This is a genomic window from Desulfosoma profundi, from assembly GCF_055387865.1.
In genome coordinates, this window is record NZ_AP042420.1 from 3,542,483 (window position 1) to 3,561,298 (window position 18,816).

At 59.7% G+C, this 18,816-nt stretch carries 13 protein-coding genes; 2 read left to right on the plus strand and 11 right to left on the minus strand.

What is annotated here, in order from left to right:
- The first annotated feature begins 90 nt into the window (after positions 1 to 90).
- The gene (locus ACZ5K9_RS15325) at positions 91 to 3,945 is read left to right on the plus strand and encodes an FAD-dependent oxidoreductase (RefSeq protein WP_464272190.1); all 3,855 of its coding nucleotides are present in this window, start codon (positions 91 to 93) and stop codon (positions 3,943 to 3,945) included.
- 290 nt (positions 3,946 to 4,235) lie between these two features.
- Here ACZ5K9_RS15325 and ACZ5K9_RS15330 read toward each other — a convergent pair whose 3' ends face one another.
- From ACZ5K9_RS15330 to ACZ5K9_RS15340, 3 genes are read right to left on the minus strand one after another with little or no spacing between them, the layout of a single operon-like run.
- Positions 4,236 to 5,741 (minus strand): efflux transporter outer membrane subunit, encoded by a 1,506-nt coding sequence (locus tag ACZ5K9_RS15330; protein ID WP_464272191.1) that lies wholly within the window; start codon positions 5,739 to 5,741, stop codon positions 4,236 to 4,238.
- Positions 5,711 to 8,839, minus strand: a complete 3,129-nt coding sequence (locus ACZ5K9_RS15335; protein ID WP_464272192.1) for an efflux RND transporter permease subunit — start codon at positions 8,837 to 8,839, stop codon at positions 5,711 to 5,713. The genes ACZ5K9_RS15330 and ACZ5K9_RS15335 overlap by 31 nt, the downstream gene beginning before the upstream one ends.
- 5 nt (positions 8,840 to 8,844) lie before the next feature.
- Complete coding sequence (locus ACZ5K9_RS15340) at positions 8,845 to 9,876, minus strand: efflux RND transporter periplasmic adaptor subunit (protein WP_464272193.1); 1,032 nt, start codon at positions 9,874 to 9,876, stop codon at positions 8,845 to 8,847.
- Between the two features lie 430 nt (positions 9,877 to 10,306).
- On the opposite strand from ACZ5K9_RS15340, the gene ACZ5K9_RS15345 reads away from it, so the two are divergent.
- Positions 10,307 to 10,942, plus strand: coding sequence for a TetR/AcrR family transcriptional regulator (locus ACZ5K9_RS15345; RefSeq protein WP_464272194.1), 636 nt, complete (start codon positions 10,307 to 10,309; stop codon positions 10,940 to 10,942).
- A 121-nt stretch (positions 10,943 to 11,063) separates the two neighbouring features.
- Here ACZ5K9_RS15345 and ACZ5K9_RS15350 read toward each other — a convergent pair whose 3' ends face one another.
- The 8 genes from ACZ5K9_RS15350 to ACZ5K9_RS15385 all read right to left on the minus strand — a co-directional run bounded on the left by ACZ5K9_RS15350 (position 11,064) and on the right by ACZ5K9_RS15385 (position 18,743).
- Positions 11,064 to 11,381 (minus strand): AzlD family protein, encoded by a 318-nt coding sequence (locus tag ACZ5K9_RS15350; protein WP_464272195.1) that lies wholly within the window; start codon positions 11,379 to 11,381, stop codon positions 11,064 to 11,066.
- Positions 11,362 to 12,066, minus strand: a complete 705-nt coding sequence (locus ACZ5K9_RS15355; RefSeq protein ID WP_464272196.1) for an AzlC family ABC transporter permease — start codon at positions 12,064 to 12,066, stop codon at positions 11,362 to 11,364. Before ACZ5K9_RS15355 ends, ACZ5K9_RS15350 begins: the two co-directional genes overlap by 20 nt.
- A gap of 562 nt (positions 12,067 to 12,628) precedes the next feature.
- The gene (locus ACZ5K9_RS15360) at positions 12,629 to 13,384 is read right to left on the minus strand and encodes an MBL fold metallo-hydrolase (RefSeq protein WP_464272197.1); all 756 of its coding nucleotides are present in this window, start codon (positions 13,382 to 13,384) and stop codon (positions 12,629 to 12,631) included.
- A gap of 232 nt (positions 13,385 to 13,616) precedes the next feature.
- Positions 13,617 to 15,764, minus strand: coding sequence for a tetrathionate reductase family octaheme c-type cytochrome (locus ACZ5K9_RS15365; RefSeq protein WP_464272198.1), 2,148 nt, complete (start codon positions 15,762 to 15,764; stop codon positions 13,617 to 13,619).
- The gene (nrfD, locus tag ACZ5K9_RS15370) at positions 15,761 to 16,999 is read right to left on the minus strand and encodes an NrfD/PsrC family molybdoenzyme membrane anchor subunit (RefSeq protein ID WP_464272199.1); all 1,239 of its coding nucleotides are present in this window, start codon (positions 16,997 to 16,999) and stop codon (positions 15,761 to 15,763) included. Before nrfD ends, ACZ5K9_RS15365 begins: the two co-directional genes overlap by 4 nt.
- Complete coding sequence (locus ACZ5K9_RS15375; RefSeq protein WP_464272200.1) at positions 16,996 to 17,922, minus strand: 4Fe-4S dicluster domain-containing protein; 927 nt, start codon at positions 17,920 to 17,922, stop codon at positions 16,996 to 16,998. The genes nrfD and ACZ5K9_RS15375 overlap by 4 nt, the downstream gene beginning before the upstream one ends.
- The gene (locus tag ACZ5K9_RS15380) at positions 17,919 to 18,365 is read right to left on the minus strand and encodes a universal stress protein (protein WP_464272201.1); all 447 of its coding nucleotides are present in this window, start codon (positions 18,363 to 18,365) and stop codon (positions 17,919 to 17,921) included. Before ACZ5K9_RS15380 ends, ACZ5K9_RS15375 begins: the two co-directional genes overlap by 4 nt.
- Before the next feature lie 18 nt (positions 18,366 to 18,383).
- The gene (locus ACZ5K9_RS15385; protein WP_464272202.1) at positions 18,384 to 18,743 is read right to left on the minus strand and encodes a DsrE family protein; all 360 of its coding nucleotides are present in this window, start codon (positions 18,741 to 18,743) and stop codon (positions 18,384 to 18,386) included.
- Positions 18,744 to 18,816: the final 73 nt, after the last annotated feature.

Genomic DNA, 18,816 nt, shown 5'->3' on the forward strand with positions numbered 1-18,816 from the left:
GCCCTTGTTGACCGTGATTGCTCATGATTCCTCCATCAGGCCGATAAACGGCCCGGCCGAAGTTGACAGGCCCTGATTTGAGGCCGCCCCATGCGGGGTGCGCCTGAAACAGTCCAACAAACCAAGCTGTGGGGGCACGCCCCGCGCCATGCGCTGGAAGGAAACAACGAAAGCCCCCAGAACAACGTCAAGATCTATGTGGTGGAATTGGCCATTGGTGTGAAATTCCTAGAGCCTCCGGTGAATCATCCCCTACCGGACCGGAGGGCTGTTTCCAACGATTTTATTGTGCTGCGGAGGGCTCCTATGGCGAAGACGGTGACGGTCACATTGGATGGAAGAACGGTCCAGGCACCCGAAGGAAGCACCATTTTGGACGTGGCCAAAAGGGAGGGGGTCTACATCCCGACACTGTGCTACACGCATCTGCTGCGTCCGTTAGAAAACTGCCGGTTGTGCGTTGTGGCTGTGGAAGGGGAAAAGCAATTCAAAGCGGCCTGCAGCACGCCGATCCGGGAGGGGATGGTGATCCGCACATCAGGCCAGGATCTCTCCCAAACTCGAAAACTGCTCTTAGAACTGCTTCTGGACACCCACTATGGGGACTGCGTGGCGCCTTGTTCCGTGACCTGCCCCGCCAATGTGGACATCCAGGGCTACCTTGCACTCATCCGTCACGGCGAATACTTGGAAGCGGTGCGGCTCATCAAAGAAAAGATTCCCATGCCGGCCACCATCGGCCGCGTGTGTCCGCACCCGTGCGAGGGTGCCTGCCGTCGGCATCTTGTGGATGAACCCGTCAACATCAACCATTGCAAGCGGTTTGTCGCCGACTTTGAAATGAAATCCGGGATCCGGATCCTTCCCCAGGTGCCCCCGGATACGGGTCATCACGTGGCCGTCGTCGGCGGCGGGCCGGCTGGGCTGAGCGCGGCATACTACCTGAGAGCCCTCGGGCACGGCGTGACCATTTTTGAAGCCCGGGAAAAACTGGGAGGGATGCTCCGTTACGGGATCCCGGAATACCGTCTGCCCAAAAAGATCCTGGACTGGGAAATCGAGGGGATCCTGAGTCTTGGAGTGAAAGTGCGCACGGGGGTGGTCTGGGGCCGCGATTTCACGCTGGATGATCTCAAAAAAGAAGGCTTCGGCGCCATCTTCCTTGCCATCGGCGCGTGGGCGAGCCGCAAACTGGGTATTGTCGGCGAAGAACTCGAGGGGGTGGAAAGCGGCGTCGATTTTCTGGAAAACATCGCCGCCGGCAGGCCGGTCAAGGTGGGCCGCCGTGTGGTCGTCATCGGGGGCGGCAACGTGGCCATCGACGCCGCTCGGTCCGCCTTGCGCCTCGGCGCGGAGAAGGTGACCATCTTGTATCGCCGATCCCGAAAAGAGATGCCGGCAAGCCATGAAGAAATTGAAGCGGCGGAAGCGGAAGGCGTGGAGATTCATCTCCTGGCCGCACCGACACGTGTTGTCGGGGACAACGGCCATGTGCGCCAATTGGAATTCATCCGCATGGAACTCGGGGAACCCGATGCCAGCGGCCGTCGGCGCCCGGTGCCCGTCGAGGGCTCAGAAACGCTTTTGGACGTGGATCAAGTCATCAGCGCCATCGGTCAATACCCGGTGGTCCTCACGCCGGACCAAGACCCAAGCATGGAAAAAATCCCCATCACCCGGTGGAGCACCATCGGCGGTGATCCTCGCAGCATGCACACCGGGGCGGAAATGATCTTCGTTGGCGGCGACCTGTTCCGTGGCCCCATGACCGTCGTGGCGGCTTTGGCCGACGGCCGGAAGGCCGCGTACTCGCTGAACCGTTTCTTTCAAGCGGGCAAGGTGGAACCGGAACCGCTTCACTTCAACATCAGCAAGGGAGACCTCCAGCACATCGACAAGGAACCCTTTGGGGTCTACAAGGTCCTTCCGCGGGAGCGCATGCCGGAAGTGGAGGTGTCCCGACGGCTTCGCAACTTCATGGAAGTGGAGCTGGGCTTCGACGAGGCTCAGGCCAAGAGGGAAGCCGAGCGGTGCCTGGTGTGCGGCTGCAGCGCCGCCTTCGACTGCCGCCTGCGGGAGCTCATGAACGAGTTCCAGGTGGATTGGCGTGAGCAACCCAGCAAGAAGATCCATTTCCAACGGGTGGCCGCCGTGGATACGCACCCCGTCATTGCCCTCGACCCCAACAAGTGCATCCGTTGCGAGCGCTGTTACGTGGCCTGTCAAACCTTTCAATGCAGCAATGCCATCGATTTCAAAGACTGGCCGAGATTTAACCAAAATTGCGTCTCATGCGGTCTGTGCGTCGACCTCTGTCCTACGGGAGCCCTCATGGAAAGGCGCCAGGGCCGGGCTGTGGAACGCCTCGACTGGAACTCCGTTCCCTCTCACTGCATCCATTGTGGATACGCTTGTGAACTGGACCTGAAGGTGAAAGGCGAAAGGTTGGTGTGGATCGCCGACGGGCGGGACACGGTTCCCAACCGAGCGTCCACATGCTCCAAGGGCCGGTTTCGAGCTTACGATGACCACTGGCGAGGTCGAAGGGTGTCCCGGCCCTTGGTGCGCGAAAACGGCGAATTGCGGGAGGTGTCCTGGGGCAAAGCCATCGAATTGACCCTGCAGGGCTTGCGGGCCGCGGCCCAAAAACACGGTCCGGAGAGTGTCGGCGCCTTGGGATCCCCTCGGCTCACCTGCGAGGGGCTTTACCTGCTCCAAAAATGGATGCGGACGCGACTGGGAACCCCCTTTGTGGACGCTCTCGGACGCAAGAGCGCCGAAGCGGCGCTGAAACACGCTCTGGTGCCGGACGGAAAACCGGGTTTGGTGCCCCCCATGGCCCAGCTCGCCCAGGCCCATGCCATCCTTCTCGTGGGCGATGGCGTCGAAGAGAGGAATCCAGTGACGGTGACATCCATCCGTCGAGCGCTGCACAACGGCCGTGTGCCTCTGTGGGGTATTGGCCGGATGCCGGCCGGCCTCGAGCGTTTGGCGGCCCTGACCTGCGCCGCCGAGGTCGAAAAATGGCCCGATCTGTTGGCGGGGGTGGCGCTGCAATACGCGGAAAAATCCGGAGAAAAGGCTGTCGACCAGCTCAAGCACATTCTTGGGACAGACGCCCCTGAAGCCATCAGATCCGTGACTCTGGGGGCTTCCGAAAAAAACGCCCTCGAACGGTTGGCCAACGGCATGGGGGCGGTCGGCGGGGTGGCCGTCGTTTTGGATCTGTCAGCTCTCGAACGCTTGAGCGAATCCGACATCGACCGCACCGTGAGGGCCGCAAAGGCGCTGGTCTCCATTATGAAAAGGATGGTCAAAAAAGACGGTGCGGGACTTTACTTGGCTGCGCCTTACGCCAATGCCATCGGGGCGTGTCTTGCGGGGATGAGTCCCAGACTCCTGCCGGGGTGGTTGTCTTTGGACGATCCGAACACCAGGACGGTCGTTGGACAGTTGTGGGAGAATGCCGAGATTCCCGAAGCGCCTGCAGGGGGTGTGATGGAAGCGGTGAGGTCCGGCCGTATTCGGGCCTTGTACCTCCAGGAAAGTGTGCTCCTCGAAGAAACCTCGGCACAGGACCTGGAAGCCTTAAGCCGCGTGGAGTTTCTCGTGTTGCAGGAAAACATCCTCGGTCCTGCCGCCCAGTGGGCCCATGTGGTCCTGCCGACGGCAGCCTTCGGGGAGCAGCAGGGGATCATCGTGAACCAAGAAGGCCGCTTTTTGGCTCTGGGCAAAGGCTTGGCCCAACACGGGGAAAGCCTGCCTGATTGGGATGTGATCAGCCGGCTGATGGCCGCAGACGGCGCGCCGTTCCCGAAAACTCTGGACGCGGTTTACCAGGAATGGGCGCAGCTCTTTTTCGGCGGCGCCGTTGCCCGCTGGGATCTCGTCGCCGCGGAGAAAAAGCGGCTGGCCGACGTGTTAGGCGCATCGGAGTCTTCCTGAAAGGCGGCTGCGGAACAGGTTCCAACCCTCGGACATCGCCCGGCATGCCCGACCCTGGGCAGTCGGGCCTTGTCCATCCAATGATCAAGGCCGATTCGTGGCCATGGGCGCGATGAGCCCCTGAGTTTTGGGGAGACTGCGGAACGCCGCGTCGGCTTCCCCCGCATGGGGGCCCGGAGGCCCTTGTGGCAAGGTGTCAAAGAACACTCAGGGCGACAAAACACCTTGAGGCGACAAGCTCGTGCCCCGTGGAGGCATTTCGGGGGCAGGGTGCCGTCTTCGGGCTGACGTCATTGCTGGGGATATCCCGCCTGCCATCCGCCACCGAAAGCCTTGTAGAGTCGAATCAGATTTGCCGTGACCGCGCCGCGGCTTTGAGCCAGTTCGTCCTGAAAGGTTTGAAGGGTGCGCTGCGCGTCCAAGACATCCGTGAAATCCACAAGACCGGCCTGATACCGATCCTTGGCCGTCAATTCCGCCTTTTGCGCGGCAGCCACGGCTTTTTCCAACTGCTCCAGACGTCTCTGTTCCTTGGCGAAGGCCACCAAAGCGCTTTCCACTTCTTCCAATGCCTTTAATATGGCGCGCTGATAGTTCAAAAACGCCTGTTCCTGCTGAGCCGTTCGGATTTCTATGTTCTTGCGGATCTGCCCCGCATCGAAGATCCGCCAAGTCACCCCAGGGCCGAGAGCCCAAAAACGGCTGGCCCATTGGAGGAGATCACCCGCTTTCAACGACTCTAAGCCAATGGTTCCAAGGAGGCGAAACTTGGGATAAAGCTCGGCCGCGGCCTGTCCGAGGCGCGCCGTCGCCGCCGCCAGTTCCCGTTCGGCCTGACGGATGTCGGGTCGGTTTCGAAGCGTCTCGGCAGGGATACCCACTGCGATCCGCGCCGGCACGGCAGGAAGAGGGCGGGGTTCGGCCAGGAGGTTTTCCCAGGCCCCGGGGGGTTTTCCTGTAAGCACCGCCAGCCGGTTCTTGGCGACTTCCAGCCCCGCTTCCAAAGGGGCCACGGCGGACCTCGTGTGTTCCACATTGTACAAGGACTGCTGGACAGGCAGCTCATCGATCAACCCGGCCGTATAGCGGGAAAGATTCAAAGTGTACGTTTCTTCTTGCACGGCGATGTTTTGCTTCGTCAGCGCCAGGCGCTCCTGATAGGTGCGCAGCTCCACGTAGGCGAGGGCCGTTTCGGCCATGAGGCTCACCCGGATGGCGTCTTGAGCCGCCTGCGCCGCCTCCCATTGGGCAATGGCCGCTTCCACGGCCCGGCGTGTTCCGCCGAAAAGGTCCAGCTCCCAGCCGGCGTCAAAGCCGAGCTGATAGAATCCTGTTTCCTTAGCCCGGCCTGTGGTCCCATGAGCGCTGGTGCGCCGCCGAGAGGTTTCTGCCGAGGCATCCAATGTTGGGAAAAGCCCCGCCTTTTCCACGCCGACGACAGCCCGGGCTTCTCGAACGCGGGCCACGGCGACCCTGAGGTCCATATTGGCGGCGAGGGCCTCGTTTTCCAAATCGGAGAGAATGGGATCGCCGAGGGATTCCCACCAGACGGCAAGCAGGGCGGGATCCAGGGGCTTGTTCTCCCACGGTCCTTGGTCTTGGGCGTGCCATCGGCTGGAAACCGCCACTTGCGGAGATGCGGACCGCGGCCCTATGGGGGCGCAGGCCTGCACCGAAAACCAGATTCCGAAAACTGCTCCTAGGACTTTTGTTGTGAATGCTCCTCGAGACCACCCCATCGGGCTGCGATCCTCCGTGAAGTTTTTTAATTCCTGCTGCGGTACCGTTCCCGCCATGCCCGTCCTTTTTCACGAGCCGATTGGAAGATGTAAAAAAGGTAAGGGATGATGAAAATCCCAAGAACCGTGCAGACGAGCATGCCGGAAAACACCGTGGTTCCGATGGCTCGCCGGCTTCCAGCCCCGGCTCCCGTGGCGATCACCATGGGGGCGACACCGAGGATGAAGGTGAAGGCCGTCATGAGCACCGGCCGAAACCGAATGCCGGCCCCTGCCAAAGCGGCTTCGGAAATGGAGAGTCCATGGACTCGGCTGTCCCGGGCGAATTCCACGATCAAGATGGCGTTTTTCGCAGCCAGCCCGACAAGCAGCACCAAGCCGATTTGGGCGTAGATGCTCAGGGACATGCCCAGGATCGCCAATCCCGTCATGGCGCCAAGGGCCGCAACAGGCACATAAAAGATGATGGCCAAGGGAATATTCCAGCTCTCATATTGGCCGACCAGGAACAGATAGCCAAAGAGAACCGCCAAGAAAAAAAGATAAACCACCTGGCCCGATGCTTGTTTTTCCTGAAAAGACACCGAGGCCCATTCAAACCCATAGCCCTTTGGCAACACCTTGGCGGCCAACTGCTCCATGGCGTCCATGGCCTGCCCCGAGGCATACCCTAAGGCGGGCTGGCCGCTGAAGTCCGCGCTGGGGAACTGGTTATAGCGTTTGATCAGCTGCGGACCGAGAACAGTGGTCAAGGTGGCCAAGCTGGTCAGGGGAACGAGGGCACCCGTGTCGCTGCGCACATAGAGTCTTTGGATGTCGGAGAGATCATCCCGAAACGCCGCGTCCGCCTGCACTTTCACCTGGTAGGTGCGGTCGCTCAAATTGAAGTCATTCACGTAGGCCGATCCCAGGTGAGCCTGAAGCGTTGAAAAAATGCGACTCACCGGCACCTTCATGAATTCAGCCCGCGTGCGGTCCACATTGAGAAAAATCTGCGGCGTGTTGGCGGTGTAGGTCGTGAAGACCCGAGAAAGGACGGGATTCTGATTGGCCGCCATCATCAGCGACATGGCGACCCCGAAGAGTTCCTGCGGGCTTTGACCTTCTTTGGCGAGAAGCCGAAAGTCGAACCCGCCGGTGGTTCCGAGTCCGATAATGGCGGGCGGAGTGAACGCGAAGGTGTTGGCTTCCGCAATGGCTGCAAGACGGCCTTGCACCTCCTTGACGATGGCGTTCACGTGGAGGCGCGCCCCCGGTCTTTCGTCCCACGGTTTGAGGATGGCGATGCCGAAGCCGACATTGGGCGCCCCGCCGCTCAAAAGGCTGAATCCGCTGACACCGATGACGTCTTTGACGCCCTCGACGGAGCGGATTTCTGCCGTGATCCGCTTCATGATTTCATAAGTTCGCCCCAAGGACGCCCCTTCCGGGAGCTGGGTGTTCACGAAAAAGTATCCTTGGTCCTCTTCGGGCAGAAAGCTCGTCGGGCTCTTTTGAAACAATATGCCGCTGCCGAAAATGACCGCCACCAGGACAATCCCCCCGAGCACGGCCTTGCGAATCAGCAGCGCCGAGCCCGCCACGTAGCCCCGTCTGGCCCGCGCCAGAAAACGGTTGAACCAACCGAATGGCCCGCGGGTAGCTTCCCGATGCGGTCGCAGAAGGGTAGCGCACATGGCCGGGCTGAGGGTCAAGGCGCAGAGTGTGGAAATCAAGACCGAGGTACAAATGGTCACGGCAAACTGCTTGTAGAGCTGTCCGGTGATGCCGGGCATAAAGCCGACTGGAACGAAAATCGCCAAAAGCACCAGAGTGGTGGCGATAATGGGACCCGTCACCTGCTCCATGCTCTTGATGGCCGCCTCCTTGGGCGGCAGGTTCTCCTCGGCCATAAGGCGGAAGACATTTTCCACAACGACGATGGCATCGTCGACCACAAGCCCGATGGCCATGATGAGGGCGAACAGGGAAATGGTATTGGCATTGTAGCCCAGCGCCAACAGCACCGCGAAGGTCCCGATGATAGAGACGGGAATGGTCGCCGTAGGGACCAATGTCGCCCGCCAATCCTGGAGAAAGACATAGTTGACCAAAAGAACCAAAAGAAATGTCAGCACCAAGGTCCATTCAATTTCATGAATGGCGGCCGAGACGTAGCGGGTGGTGTCCAGAATGATTTCATACGCCATATCTTCAGGCATGGATGAGGACAGGCGCTTGAGCTCCTCACGGACCGCTTGCATGGTTTCCAGGGCATTGGCCCCCGTGGCCCGATAGACCGCCAGAGTGGCGTCGGGATTCCCGTTGAGCATGGATTCGGTGGAATAGTCTTTTGCGGCCAGCTCCACACGGGCCACATCCCCCACACGCACCAGTCCCCCTTGCTCGTTTCCCCGGATCACAATGTTGCGAAACTCCTCGGCGTTATCCAACCGGCCTTTCGCCCGGATCGTAAACTGCACCTGCTGGTCCGGCCCCATAGGCTCCCGCCCGATGGATCCTACGGCAGCTTGGATATTCTGGCGTCGTACGGCGGCGATCACGTCATCGGCGGTCAGCCCTAAAGCCGTCAAACGATCGGGGTTCATCCAGATGCGGATGCTGTATTCTTTCTCCCCGAAAATGAAAACGTCGCTCACCCCCGGCAGGCGCACCAAAGCGTCTTTGACAATGTTCCTCGTGTAGTTGCTCAAGCTGAGCATGCTGTGGGTGCCTTTGGGAGAATAAAAGCTCACCGCGGCCATGATGTCCGATGATCGGCGTCGGACCGTGATTCCTTGGGCCACCACTTCGGCAGGGAGTTTCGGCGTGGCCAACTGCACCCGGTTCTGCAGGTTGACCTGGTCGATGTCGGGATTCGTGCCGACGGCGAAAGTGACGGCCAACTGATAGGTGCCGTCGTCGGAACAGGTGGAGGACATGTAAAGCATGTCTTCCACGCCGTTCACTTCCTTTTCGATGGGAGCGGCGACCGTTTGGGAAATCACCTGGGCCCCGGCTCCAGGGTAGGTGGCGGTGACGAAAATTTCCGGGGGGGTGATCTGGGGATACTGGGCCACCGGAATGTTGAACAGCGCGATCAGCCCGCCGATGGTGATGACAATGGACACCACCGCCGCAAGGCGCGGTCGTTCAATAAAAATCCGGGAAAACATGACAGCTACCTCCCGTGCCCCGAGAGGACTTCCGGCCGCACCTCCTGGCCGGGGCGCACCTTTTGAAGACCCTGAACGATGACCTTATCCCCTTCGGTCAGTCCCGACATCACCGCCCATTCGGTGCCCAATGTGGCTCCCACGCGGATATATCGAGTCTCCACTCGATTGGCGTTGTCCACGGTGAGGACATAATGGCCTTTTTGGTCCACAAGAACGGCCGATTGCGGCACCACCGGCACAATCCGGGGATCGCGATCTTTGACGAGCACCGTGACATACTGCCCGGGGATGAGCACCCCGTCGGGATTGGAGAAAACGGCGCGTACCGCGATGGTGCCCGTGGACGGGTCCACCTGGTTATCCACAAACTGGACAAGCCCAGGATGCGGGTACGCTGAGCCGTCGGCAAGCCGCAAGGAAGGAGCGAGAATGCGGTTCTTTTTCCCTGATGCCGCCTCGCGCAAAGCTGTCTGCACCATGGCCATGTCGTTCTCACTGGCTCCGTAGACCACGCGAATGGGATCTTCCTGCACAATGCGAGCGAGGACCCCTGAACTGGGTTCCACGAGGTTGCCGACCGTGAAGGCGGTCCGACCGATACGGCCGGTGATGGGCGCGGACACCACCGTGTAGGCGAGGTGGATCTGATCGATGGCTAACTGAGCTTTGGCCGCCTGCAAGCGTGCCAGTGCTTCGGCGCGCGCTGCCACAGCATTGTCCATGTCTGTGGCGGGCACACTCTCGGCGCGTGCAGCCTGGAGCCTTTTGAGATACCGTTCCGCCCGATCCAAGGCGGCCTCCGCCTGAGCCACCTGTGCCTTGGAGGCGTCCACGCGAGCTTTATAGAGGTCCTGCTCGATGACGTAGAGCACGTCCCCGGAACGCACGCGAGCCCCTTCCCGGAAGCGCACTTCTTGAAGAAAGCCTTCCACGCGCGCTCGAATGTCCACGGCTTGGATGGCTTCCACATGCCCCACATACTCCGTCGCTGGATTCACGTCTTTTGGGCTCACGACAACCACCCCGACTCCCACGGGTCCCCCCTCTGTGGGCCCAGGAGGTGCGGCGAGAGCCGGCGTCGCGGCCGCCCACAGGAGGAACCCAAAGGTCCAAATCCAGAGGGTTTTCGAAGTCTCGGCTGCGTACATCCGTGCAGTGCCCCCCTTCGCACGGCATGGGATCTGGAAAACGGGACGGCGGAACTTCAAGCATCGCGGCTTTGCTTTCATGAACATCCCCCAAGGAAAGGATTGACAAATCCAAACAACTACTTCAAATGGTGATTTGAACTTCTCGTTTAAAAGCTTGTCCGAAAAAAGTCAACGGTTCTTTTGATGGCATGGGCCAAGGGGCGGCCCCTCCCACTGCGAGGGCGCTCCCGCTCGAAGGACCCTGAGCAATGGGAGCCGCTTTCGGGCATGCTCCGTGACTTTTCCATGCAGCCACGTGAAAGGAACAGACATCATGGCACAGCGACGGGATGGGTTGGCCACGCGGACGCGCCTTCTGGATGCCGCCTGCGAGACCTTTGCCGAAAAGGGGTATCACGGGGCACGCCTTGCGGACATCTGTCGCCGCGCGGGAGCCAACATCGCCGCGGTGAATTATCATTTTGGGGATAAGGCTTCTTTGTACGTCGAGGCGTGGAGGTATGCGTTTGAAAAGGACTTGGCCACGGGGCCGCCGGCCCCCGAAGGACGGCCCCCCGAGGAACGCTTTTCACAGCTCATCCGATATCTCTTGACGTCTTTTGAAAAGAAAAGTCGTTACGGCCAGTTCACCCGCCTCTACTTCCAGGAATTGGCCAACCCCACCGGGCTCATTCAGGACGCCCTGCACGAGCTCATCGAGCCCCGACGCATGTTTCTCCTGAAGCTCCTTTCGGAGATCACAGGGCTGCCCCCCCATGACGAGCGGGTTCTCTTCTGCGAATTGAGCATCATCAATCAATGTCGGGCTGTCTTTACCGTACGTCGGGAGGATTTGGAGTACCTTTTGGGTCAGCCTCTTTCGGCTGAGCTCATGGACCGGTTGGCCGATCATATCATTCGGTTTTCCCTTGGGGGAATTCATGCCGTCATCGGTTCTCCCAGCGCTTGAGAGCCTGGCCTCCCGGGCGTCCGCGTGGGTTCCTTTTTTCCCACCACTGGGCTGAAAAGCTTCAAGTTCCGTTGCCCGAGCCCGAAAGGGCTGTGAAGGACTCACACCGCAAGCGGGTCTTTCAGCCTGGCATTATACGGCGACTAAGACCCACAATGGCCATGCCCACCAGCATGGCAAAAAAGACATTTTTGGTTTTGTAGGCCACGGCCGCCGTACAGGCGGCGCCCAAAAGACCTGACGGGCCCGAGGCAAGGATGCTCGGAGCCACCAGAGACACCAAGAGGGTTCCGGGGAGGGCGTCCATAAAGGTTCGAACCTGCCCTCGCTGGGGCAGACGGCTGGAAAGAAGCAAACCACCGAGTCTCAAAGCGTAGGTGGCGACGGCGGCAGCCCCGATGGCCAGGTAAGGCCGGAAGTCATGAAGTTCGGCCGGCATCGACGTGTTTTCCGTTTTTCGTTTGGGCCAGAACGGCACTGAAAGAGCCTGTCACGGCGCCTCCGAGAACGTACCATTTTCCGGGAAGCAGTTTTTCCACAAGGATCGCGGCACATGCCGCGATGAGCCAGGGGAGGGCGTCGCCCCGGCCCCGGAAAAGAGAGGTGGCCAGAGCGGTAAAGACGGCCACAAATGCGAAATCCAACGCATAGGCGGTGGGATTGTGGAGTGCGGCCCCCAAGCTGTGGCCGGACAGAGTTCCCGCACACCACGCCGACACAATGCACAATCCTCCACCCAAGAGGTACGCCGTCGAGACTTCCCCGAATCGGCGTCGAGCCGCCATGGTCACCGCCCAATTTTCATCTGCCACCCAATGCATTCGAGTCGCCTTGTGCCACAATGAGGTCCCGCGGAAAAGAGGTTCCAATGAGGCCCCGATCAAAAGATAGCGCAGATTGATGGCGAGGACGGCCAGGGTCATTTCGGCGATGGGAAGCGGCGGCACCCACATGTCCACCATGACGAACTGAGCGGATCCGGCAAAGACGCTGAGATTCATGAAGAGCAGCTGGAACCAGCTGATGTCCTTTTGGACTGCCATGACTCCGAGAACGCTGCCGTAAGCCGCCACGCTCGCCGCCGCCGGGAGATTGGCCGCGAAGCCTTGCCGGAGATCTTCCATGGAGGTCTTTCCCGCTGCGACGGTCGAAGGATGCCAAGAGCCCGGACTCAATCCTTCGGGACTTTCCGCAACAACTTTTCTTCCGCCCATTCCTTTTCATCCCAGACAGAAAAACGGTTTCCGGAATTATGATAAATCGGAGCACAGAGGACCGGTTGCCATGGAGTCACCGCGCGCGGATCGTCTTCGTTGCAAGGCACACCCCTTCTTGTGGGGAAACTGCGGATTTTTCCTTGTCCTTGTCTCTTCGACAAAGTTCCTTAAACCAGCCGTATGGCGGCTGCAAGACCATTGTGCGGCGCGATCGGGATGAAAACACTGAGGAGGCTCTGGGGGTCAAGGTGTTTTCACCAAGGCAAGACAATCTTGGACATGGCTGAGGACGCCGTCACGAAAGAAGGCGCCCCAAAGAACGGGCGACCCAAGGGGACGTTTCAACCGTCCCGAACGGCGCCGCCGGGAAAGGGCACGGGCTCATTGTGGGAGCGGCGATCAAGATCCGGCATGTCTTGGGGTGCATTCCCCGTCCCCGAAATTTCCCGACAGGTGGAGGAGCCAGGCCTTATTTTTCCAGAGGCAAAACGATCACCGGAACGGTGGCCTTGGCCTGGAAACGCCTGGCATCGTCCAACGTGCCGATCCCCTCACCCACATGCATGGGCACAGCGACTCGGGGACGAATGGCTGCCGCGGCGTCCACGGCTTCTTCAACGGTCATGACATAGGTGCCGCTCACTGGAAGAAGAGCCACATCCGGCGCCAACCCCGCCATTTCCGGGATATGATCCGTGTCTCCCGCATGGTAAATCCGCACCCCGTCCACGGTCATGACAAACCCTACATGTCCGGCCTCCTTCGGATGAAACGGGATGCCGGGACTCCGAAACTTGGTGAGGTTGTAGGCGGGAAGCGCCCGAATCGCGACTCCCTTCACGCTGAGTTCATCTCCGGGTTTGACGGTCTTGATCTCGCCGGAAAATTTCGTCGCCACCTCAGCCGTGGTCACGATGACCGTGTCCGCTTTGCGGATTTTTTCCACATCGGCCGGGGATGCATGATCGTGATGGGCGTGGGTGATGAGGATCACGTCGGCGCGGGGTCCTCCTTTCAGGCGATAGGGGTCGATATAGATGACGAGCTCCTTGCCGTCGATTCGGAAGCTGTCGTGGCCCAGCCAGTGAATGTTGGCCACCAGAGGCTGCACGTCTTCCGCTTGGGCTGCGGCGGCCACATCCCAAGGCGCCAGCACCGTAAGGACAAGAGCCAGTATCCCGACCGACCCTCCCCAGAACGCCAACGAAAACATGTTCCGGCACATCGCTGATCCTCCCGAATGTCAAGCCACGTTCGTGGCGTGGTCGTTGAGAGCCGGGAAAAACATCCTCCGGCGATTCTGGAGTGATTGTCTAACGGAAAAAGTTCCGGCGGGTCAAGCGTGTAAGACTCTTGACCCGCCGAGGTATGGCGTATCGACCCAGAGAAGGTGCCGGCCATGTCGCACGCCGGCGCGCGGGGTTCAGCCCTCTGTCAACGGCATCAGGGCCTGTGCCTTACGGGGTCTTGGGCAAGGGAGGGCCTTTGCCCAACGGGAGTTTCTTAAAACGCCCACCGAACACAATGGGATCGCCCTGATAGCCCAGCGACTTGAAGCCGATGTAATCCGTGACGTTCAAAAGCTCCAGGGTATCCCGGCCTGCGTAATACAACTGCTGAAAATCGATGCCCCGGGAAGCCAGCGCCTTAAAATCCAGCGACTTGGTGTTCTGATGACATCGGCCGCAGTGGGGTTCTTCCCGAAGGCTTTCATGACACTGAATGCATGACAGCGCCCTCTCTTTCGGGGTGATTTCGTGATTCAGCCCCCAATACATGACCGTGTCCACCCATTTGTATTTGCCGCTGTAGGTCAAGCCGGCGGCCTTCATGCCGTTTTCCAGCGACTTCTGCCAATCCAAAGTCTGCCAGTACCCGCCTTCCCCGAAAAGATGCGGTACGGCGATGACGTTCGTTTCCGCATCGGCAGGTTGACGTCCCCGCATGACCTTGAAGGCGTAGATTTTGGCCTTGGGGTCCTGAAAATCCCCGACGGGTTGGGTGAGCAACACGGGGCCGTTGGGTTCAAAGCGGTCGCCGAGGACATAGCGGCGCACCTTGCCGTTGTACCAGTAATATTCGGGTTTGGCGCTTTCTTTCCAAACGAACTCTCCCTTCTGCCAGGAATAGTCCGGCATGCCGTACTTGTCCTTCTTGGGTTGACGCTGTTTGTCTCCGGCTTTGGACCAATCCCAGGACACAATGGTGGGCTTGCACTTGGCGTAGATGGGGCTGTGACAGGTAATGCAGGCCACGTGTTCAGTGTGGCGGTTCAAGTGGTGGCTCAAAAGATTGTCGGGATCCGCATGGGGCTGGGCGGTGTGGCAAACCTCGCAGGAGCGGCTGCCTTCTACCACGGGAACCGAGGTGCTTCGACCGGAAATCTTGTGGTTGCGGGTCTTGTGGCAGTCCACACACTGAAAATCCATGCCCCCCATATGCACATCGCAGTTGCGACTGGGATAGTAAAGGATGCTGTTCAGGTCCCCATGCTTGACCGCATCACCGCCCCCTCCCGAAAAGTGGCAGTCGCCGCAGGTTTTTCGGCTCGGTCGGCCCACGTTTTGCGCGATTTTTGACAAATCCAGTTCTTTGTAAGGCATTCCGGCGGCCGTGGGTATCTTCGCGTAAGTGCCCGTGGCATCATGGCACACGAGGCAATCTATTCGACTTTTATCGGTAAAATCAAAAGTTGCGTCCTTCCACCCATAGCCGGCATGACAACTGGTGCACCGGGGCCAGTTGGAAGGCAAAGCGATGCAGAAGTTGTTCACCGTGTGGCTGGCCTTGCCCAACAAAACCTTCTTCTCGTGGCCCTCGGTGTACGGAGAAGGCCCGCGCCACAGCCAGTGAGCGCTGCTGAGCATGTCCTCTCCGGCCTTTTCATGGCATCGGAGGCATTCCCTGGTGACCTCCCACGGTTCCGGGTTGGCCCGCAGTTTCACCAAATTCGTGTGGTCCGGAACGTTCTTGGCGTGGCATTCCGTGCAGCCCACGGGACCCTTTTCCCGCTCCTGGTGGCATCCCATGCACTGCTGGTGGTACGCCGCTTTCAAACCGACACGTTCGGGCATTTCCGGGTTAAAGGCTTTCTGATGGCATGCGGCGCATTTCACGGTTTCTTTCGCCGTAGGATCCGCCGGCCGATAGTGATGGCATTCCGTACAATCTCCGATCAGCGCGGCGTGTTTCTTGTGCATGAACCGCACATAGCCGAAGTGATTCTCCTCGGCTTCAAGGATCGGGCTTTTCAGCACCATGTATTCGATTTTCAGATCTTTTAAAGTGGGGAAGGCGTCACCGAGTCGCTTCTTCCGCACCACCGGTGTCTCTCGAAGAACATCTTTCACCAAAGGAACCGGTTCCTGCGCCCTTTTCAACGCTTCGTCGAGATCCACGGCCCGCCACGGGGTTCCGTCTTCAAAGACGGCGGGAGGCGGTGGGGGAGGGCCCTTAGGGGCCTCGGCACCCCGCAGTGTTCCGAAGTTCCCAAAGAACAAAAATGCAACGGCGACGCAGACCACCGCCCACGCTCCCTTAACGGATGGCAGGAAACGACGCTTCATTGGGCTTTTCTCGGAAGATGCCGGTGTCGATTGTTTCATGGGACGGCCCTCCCTTCGTCAGGTTGCGCAAGATCGGCCTTCGCGCGCGGTGTCAACACGGGCAGATGGGTGACCAGAACGCGATACAAAAACATGATGGCCGCGACGAGCGCCGTTGTGACCGCCAATTCTCCAATGGAAGGGAAATACCGTGTCTCGGCATACGGAGCGTGGTAGCCGACCAGAAAGACGTTGAGCCGGTTCAAGACGACACCCCCGATGATCATGCAGGAGCTGATAAAAAGACCTTTTCGTGATCGGCGGATGGGCGGGCTCATGAGGAGGATGAAGGGGACAATGACCCCCACGAGCATTTCCACGAGAAAGGAAAAGGTCTCGGCACCGGCCTGAAAGAGAAGGCGGTGCGCCCCACGGAACATGAGGTCTCCCACTTTGACGGCCCCGTAGAGACCGAGGAAAACCGTGGTGTAACGGCTGAGAGCCGACAAGACCGGGGTCTCGTCCTCGATGGGAAGCGATGCGGCAGCGAGGGTGTTTTCAAAAATGACCATGGGAAATCCCACCGCGATGGCCGAAAGGAGGAACAACAGCGGGAGCAGAGGCGTATCCCAGAGGTCGTGAAGCTTGGTTGGAGCAAGGAGCAGGAGCGAACCCAGTCCCGATTGGTGCATGCAGGAGAGGACGATGCCGGCGAGGAGAAAGACCCACATCACCCGATCCAGTGTCCGATCGGCGAATTGCAAAAGTTTATCGAGGGAGGCGTTCAGGAGCGCGAAAGGACCGGGAAGATGCACGCGGTCTTGGAAGCGTTCCGCGACAATGGGGATGAATTCGATATAGAGGACGGTGGTGTAAATGATGACGCACATGGCCACTTCGAAAAGGACCGAATTGCCCTGCCAGTAGATGATGGGATGCCAAATGGCCCAGGAACGGCCGATGTCAATCATGAGGGCGATGGGCACGAACGTGTATCCCAACAAGGCCGTCAGCAGAGCCGGGCGTGTGACGGTTTCGTAGGCCCGTCTGCCGAAAATATGGGCCAAAGCGGCCGTCGTGAATCCCCCGGCCGCCAGGGCGACTCCCGTAGCCACATCGATGGCGACCCAGATCCCCCATGGGGAGGATTGGCTGAGATTGGTCACCGCTGCCAGCCCCCCGATGAATCGAGCCACAATGAAGATGAGGCCCGGAATCATCAGCGCGATCATTACCCCGACCCCGGGCGTCCACAAAGGAACCGCCAGCGGGGCTGCCGTATGACGAGCACTCATGGCTGACCCCCCTTAACGTCGGTGGTGCTCTTGGTCTTTGCCCTCCTGTGGACACCGTACATGGTGGCTCCCAGGACCCCGTATAGGGTCAGAGGCGCCCAGAAGTATTTAAAGAGGCCGTGCTGGATGGCTTCGGTAGTCTGAGGGATGGGGCGTGAGGGAAGCGTGAGAAAACCTAATTTTTCAAAAGGTTCCTGGCTGATGTAAAGCCACGACGTCCCGCCCACCTCGGAAGCCCCGTAAATGTAAGGGATGTAGCGGGCAGGGTTTTCTTCGATTCTTTTTTGGGCCAGTTCCAAAAGAGTGTTTCTTTTCCCGAAGGTGAGCGCTTCCACGGGACATACGGCGGCGCACCCCGGGGTCCCGCCTGCCTGCGAAATGCGCTCGAAACAAAAGGTGCATTTGCGCACACGCGGGGTCAGGGGATTGGAGTATTCATATTTTGGGATTTGGAACGGGCATGCCACCATGCAATAGCGGCAGCCGATACATTTGGATTCGTCGTAGTGCACGGCGCCGTTGTCTTTTTTCGTGAGGGCCCCGACGATGCATGCCGAAACACATGCCGGATCCTGGCAGTGCATGCACTGGACTTTGACATAGGTGGGGACCAGCCGATTTCGATCATCCACCTTTCCGGTATGGTACCGATTCACCACGGTGAACGCCTCCGGTGTCGGGCGGCGTTTCACATCGAAGACCAGCGGATCGTCAAAGGGTGTCGGGGGAGGCGGGAGCTGGTTGACCGAGTTGCAGGCCTGTTCGCACTTGCGGCACCCGACGCATCGCGTCAGATCTACAAGAACCCCGTAAGGATCCTGAGGCACCTTCCGCCCGGTGCCCGCATGGGCGAAATGCGGGGCCGCCACGGCGCCGCTCCCCGTTACGGCCCATTTTAGAAACGTCCGGCGATTCATGGTCATGCCGCCTCCTTGTTGCGCTCGCAGGGACAGGGGACAACGAGCACCGGGCAGGGGGCCGTCTGGGCGATGGTCAGGCCGACCATGCCCAAACGGGAGATCCCCGGCCGGTTGCCGACTTCGTGGCAGCCGATGACCAAAAGGTCTGCCGCCGTGTCCTTGGCCAACTTTACGAGTTCCACCGCAGGGTCTGCTTCCCAGCTATTGAAGCTGAAGTGTGGGACACCCTCGAGAATCCTTCGATATTCTCTCGCGAAGCGCTGTTCTGCATCCCGCGTCATCTCCTCGATGACCTCATCGGGCGTCTGGGGATGCATCAACCGGTAGTCCAGAGCATGGAAAACGTGCAAGCGGGCGCGGTGCACTTTGGCGAGGTACGCCGCCATTTTCAGAGCCGCAAGACCGCCCTGGGAAAACCGGAACGCGACGAGAATTCGAAAAATCATCCTCGATGGTCCTGCGCCTTAGAAGGTGAGCACCTTAAATTCAGGATCGGCCATCATTTTCACCAGCACCGGAGCGGGGGAAATGACGGCCCCCTCAATGAGATCATCCGGAGACACGAGCCGTTTGTCTGCGCACGCCTTACACACGTGGATCGGGGTCTTCCGGGCGATGAGAGAGTCCAACAGATCTTTCATGTGCTCCCCCGTGGACGACCGAATGCCTTCCGCCATGCCCATCTGGGCCCAGTGAATGGCATCGTCGATGAGGAACACTTCCACCTGATGACCCTGTTCCGCCGCCAGGCTCGCAAACTGCATGGCCCGTGTGGCGCTCCCCGAGCGCTCAAATCCGATGGAAATCACGAAACAAAGCTTCATCTCTTCCCTCCTTGTGTCGAATGGTCCAATCTTCTCCGGCACCCGTTGCCCACCAGCTCCAGAGACCTCGCCC

What these genes read in the sequence shown, in the direction of transcription:
- ACZ5K9_RS15335 (WP_464272192.1), bottom strand. Translation starts at nt 8,839, where the DNA reads ATGTTTTCCCGGATTTTTATTGAACGACCGCGCCTTGCGGCGGTGGTG.
- ACZ5K9_RS15360 (WP_464272197.1), bottom strand. Translation starts at nt 13,384, where the DNA reads ATGTGCCGGAACATGTTTTCGTTGGCGTTCTGGGGAGGGTCGGTCGGG.
- ACZ5K9_RS15350 (WP_464272195.1), bottom strand. Translation starts at nt 11,381, where the DNA reads ATGCCGGCCGAACTTCATGACTTCCGGCCTTACCTGGCCATCGGGGCT.
- ACZ5K9_RS15380 (WP_464272201.1), bottom strand. Translation starts at nt 18,365, where the DNA reads ATGATTTTTCGAATTCTCGTCGCGTTCCGGTTTTCCCAGGGCGGTCTT.
- ACZ5K9_RS15365 (WP_464272198.1), bottom strand. Translation starts at nt 15,764, where the DNA reads ATGAAACAATCGACACCGGCATCTTCCGAGAAAAGCCCAATGAAGCGT.
- ACZ5K9_RS15330 (WP_464272191.1), bottom strand. Translation starts at nt 5,741, where the DNA reads ATGGCGGGAACGGTACCGCAGCAGGAATTAAAAAACTTCACGGAGGAT.
- ACZ5K9_RS15345 (WP_464272194.1), top strand. Translation starts at nt 10,307, where the DNA reads ATGGCACAGCGACGGGATGGGTTGGCCACGCGGACGCGCCTTCTGGAT.
- ACZ5K9_RS15385 (WP_464272202.1), bottom strand. Translation starts at nt 18,743, where the DNA reads ATGAAGCTTTGTTTCGTGATTTCCATCGGATTTGAGCGCTCGGGGAGC.
- nrfD (WP_464272199.1), bottom strand. Translation starts at nt 16,999, where the DNA reads ATGAGTGCTCGTCATACGGCAGCCCCGCTGGCGGTTCCTTTGTGGACG.
- ACZ5K9_RS15355 (WP_464272196.1), bottom strand. Translation starts at nt 12,066, where the DNA reads ATGGAAGATCTCCGGCAAGGCTTCGCGGCCAATCTCCCGGCGGCGGCG.
- ACZ5K9_RS15325 (WP_464272190.1), top strand. Translation starts at nt 91, where the DNA reads ATGCGGGGTGCGCCTGAAACAGTCCAACAAACCAAGCTGTGGGGGCAC.
- ACZ5K9_RS15375 (WP_464272200.1), bottom strand. Translation starts at nt 17,922, where the DNA reads ATGACCATGAATCGCCGGACGTTTCTAAAATGGGCCGTAACGGGGAGC.